Here is a 3,489-nt window from a genome sequence, read left to right as displayed (position 1 = left end):
ACACGTTGTACGTCTCGAGACGCACCCGGCCATCGCGCTCGCGCACCGCCCACTGTTCCGCACCCTCCCGCGTCCAACTGGGCGTGTTCGTGCACCAGAGGCGTTGGTTCATGTACACGATGGCGTTCAGTCCTTGCTCGTGCGCGTTGGACACCGCCCGGGTGAAGGGCTCGGCGCCTTCGCGAGGCGGCAGATAGTCGGGGAAGCTCGTGTCGTACGGCCCCTGATGCCACCAGTGCCAGAACACACTGACCGGAAGCTTGGCGTGCTGTTGCAGCAGCACGGCCGGCGCGAGCACCTGATCCGACGTGCCGCGGTTCCATTCCCAGAGACCCGTGTTGCGCATCCACGCCGGGGTCGCGCCGGTTCGCAGGCGACTCTCACGGGCCCAGTACTGCCTGGTGCCCCATGCCCGATAGCGTTCCACGGCGGAGAGCCAGTCGCCGGCCACGAGGCCGACGATGGCCGCGTACGCCGGCGCATACGTGTCGTGCGTGCCGGGATCGCTCAGCACGTGTGCTACCGAGTAGCCGGCACGACCGTTGGGCTCTCCCCAGAACTCGAAGTGTTTGCGGAACGCGGCGGTATCGTTCGCGGCGAAATACAGGCCACCCCGCTGGGCGCTCGAGAGGGCGAACAGCTGCATCGAGGCCGAGCCCGGATATACGAACTCGTGGCGCCGAGACGCGCCGGCCGGTGTAGTGAACATCGCCGCCGGGTTGCGCGCGCGCTGTCCCATCCACGACGAAACGGCAAACTCGTCAGCCGACTCGATGCGCACGCCCGACAGGCGCGGATAGTGCACCTGTTCGATGCGGGCGCTGTCCATGCCGTGCACCGCAATGCGCCATGCGGTGGTGGTATCGCGTTGCAGCGTGACGGTGGCGTCCACGCGCAGGTGCGTCAGCGCGGGATGGGAGAACCCGCTCCACTGCAGGGCATAGCCCTGCGCGATGCGACGCGACGTGAAGCGTGCCGCGTCGTGTGCGCGGATGACCGTCGTCGTTGGCGCGGTCGTTGGCGTGGTCGTGCCGCTAACGAGGTCGAGGGACCACAGCCCGACGGAGTCGTAGGCGACACCCGCCCGCTGGCGGCCGTCGCCATGTCGCAGCGCCAGCACGTGCCCGTCGGCGGGCGAGAGCTCGAGGATCAAGGCGGGGGAACGCAACACGAGGCCCGAGGGCGACTGGGCCCCGAGCCTCGTGGAGGAGAGCACCGCGGAAGCGGTGCAGGTGGCCGCGCACAGCGCGGCGAGGGTGAGTTCGCGGCGCGGTCGCGTCATGGGCCTTTAACGGTACAGAAGGTACGGTTTCACCAGCGTGGCAAACTTCGCGGCGTCGGCGTTCCACTGGGTAATGAGCGCGTCCACCGTGCCGGCTTCCACGGCCTTCGTGAGTTGATCGGTGCCGGCGAGGCGATCGATCCCCTTGATGCGGCCGGCAGCGTTCACCGTGGGCTCGCGCCAGGTGAACTCCTTCGGGTGTGCGGCGTAAAACGCGCGCAACATGCGGATGCCCAGCTCTACCGGCTTCACCGCGTTGCGATCGGTCACGGTCACCTTGATCATGGGAATGGTCTTCCCCCCGAACTTGTAGCCCGGTTCGATGGTGCGCGTGGCCGTGTCGAATCGCACGCCCGGCAGCTTGAGCGCGTTGAGGGTGCGGGCGATCGCCACGTGGTCGGTGAGGTAATCGGCGCCCATCAACGTGAACGGCGCGTCGGTGCCGCGTCCTTCGGTGGCGTTGGTGCCCTCGAAGAACACCGTACCCGGGTACAGCAGCTCGGCGTCGAGCGTGCGCAGATTCGGCGAGGGATTCACCCGCGGAATACCCGTTTCGTCAAACCACATGGCGCGCGTGTAGTTCTTCATGGGAATCACCGTGACCTGCGCGTTGAGCGCCTTGGTGCCCACGAGATAGCGCATCAGTTCACCGGGGGTCAGGCCGTACCGGAGTGCCACCGCGTGCTGGCCCACGAGCGACCGGAACTTCAGATCGAGAATATTCCCCTCGAACCGGTCGGCGCGAATCGGGTTCGGGCGGTCGAGCACGATGATCGGCTTGCCGGCGCTCGCGGCGGTCAGGGCGAGGGTCCACTGATAGGTGTACACGCGCGCGCCCACGTCCTGAATGTCGTACAGCAGGACGTCGATGTCCTTGAGCATGTCGGGCGTCGGCGTTTCCACGGCGCCGTACAGCGAGTGCACCGTCACGCCCGTCTTCGCGTCCACGCCGCTGCTGATCTTCTCGCCGGCCTTGGCCTCGCCGCGGATGCCATGCTCGGGGCCGTACAGCGCGGTGAGCTTCACGCCGGGGGCATTGAAGAGCAGGTCGATGGTGCTCGTGCCCTTCCGGTCACGTCCCGAGTGGTTGGTGAGCAGACCGACGCGCTTCCCCTTGATCAGGTGCAGCGAATCGGTGAGTAACACCTCGATGCCGGGAATCACATTCCCCGTGCGGGGCTGCGCAGGGCGGGATTGCGCGTGGATCGGCGCGGTCGGTACAAGGGCGACGGTGAGCGCGCAGAGCACCGTGGCGGCCATCGTGGCAACGATCGTGGCCGGCTGCCGGAGCGTGGAGCGTGTCATGGCAGGTGGGGAAGGGAGGTGAGGGGCGCGCCGAGTCGACTGATGGCGGCTCTCGGTGCACCGGTCGGTCAGTGCCTAAAGTATCTCCACGCGTGCGCCGCTGCTCGCGCGTGGTCGATCATTTAAGGTACGACGGGCCGACGACCGCGAGCGTCAGGGGCCGGTTGGTGATGGTGCCCGTGGCGTACTCCACGCAGCCGATGTCCTTCTGCACCCTGTCCCCCGGCCGCGGTCGCCCGTTGGCGTCGAGCAGCAGGGCGGCGTCGGTGTCGAGGCTGGTGATGCTTGGTATCGAGGGGTAGCTCGCGCTGGCACGGTCGATGGCCGGACTGCCGGCCAACAGCTCCAGGAATCCACCGGTATTCGACCCGAGCAACGGATCGGCGCGCTCCATGCCGGCGGTGATCGCAATACCCAGTGTGCCGTCGTAGATGTTGCCGGCCCATGCGGTGCCGCCATTCACGTTGTTGAAGATGGCGCGACTACCCGCCTGCTTGAAGATGTTGTTCGCCCACGTGTTTCCCGACGCTCCCACACCGCCCAGGTTGACGTCGCCGCAGTTCACGAAGCTGTTGTGGAGGAAGTTGATATTTCTGAGATTGCCGCTCACGTATTCGAACTCCACTGCGGCCGCTGAGCCGCCGACACCGGCGCGCTCGAAATAGTTGTTGTAGCAGAAGATGTTGTTGGCTTCTTTCACGCGGATGCCGCCGGCACCAATGAAGAAATTGCCGTAGGCCACGTTGTCGTTGCCGTTCCGGAACACCAGCATGCCGTCCTGATTGTTCACGAACGTGCAGTAGCGGATGACGTTCTCACGGCACTTGACGGAGATGCTCTCGCTGTCGCCTTGGCCGGTGTTGTTCCAGTAGCAGTACTCCACCACCGTTCGCGCCGCAAAC

General features: G+C 66.2%; 3 protein-coding genes. All 3 read right to left on the bottom strand.

The features are described from left to right. Positions 1 to 1,282, bottom strand: a 1,282-nt coding sequence (locus tag ACIRA7_RS15880; protein WP_396221811.1) for a DUF6259 domain-containing protein, incomplete at its 3' end; no start/stop codon positions are given. Between the two features lie 6 nt (positions 1,283 to 1,288). Beyond that, entirely contained in the window at positions 1,289 to 2,587 is a 1,299-nt protein-coding gene (locus tag ACIRA7_RS15875; protein ID WP_396221810.1) for an exo-beta-N-acetylmuramidase NamZ domain-containing protein, read from the bottom strand. Between the two features lie 118 nt (positions 2,588 to 2,705). Next, positions 2,706 to 3,489, bottom strand: a 784-nt coding sequence (locus ACIRA7_RS15870) for a chondroitinase-B domain-containing protein (protein ID WP_396221809.1), incomplete at its 5' end; no start/stop codon positions are given.

Origin of the sequence: Gemmatimonas sp. (assembly GCF_044376735.1) — a bacterium.
Lineage (GTDB): Bacteria > Gemmatimonadota > Gemmatimonadetes > Gemmatimonadales > Gemmatimonadaceae > Gemmatimonas.
The sequence above is the reverse complement of the archived record's forward strand: the minus strand, read 5'-3'. Positions and strand labels throughout refer to the sequence as shown.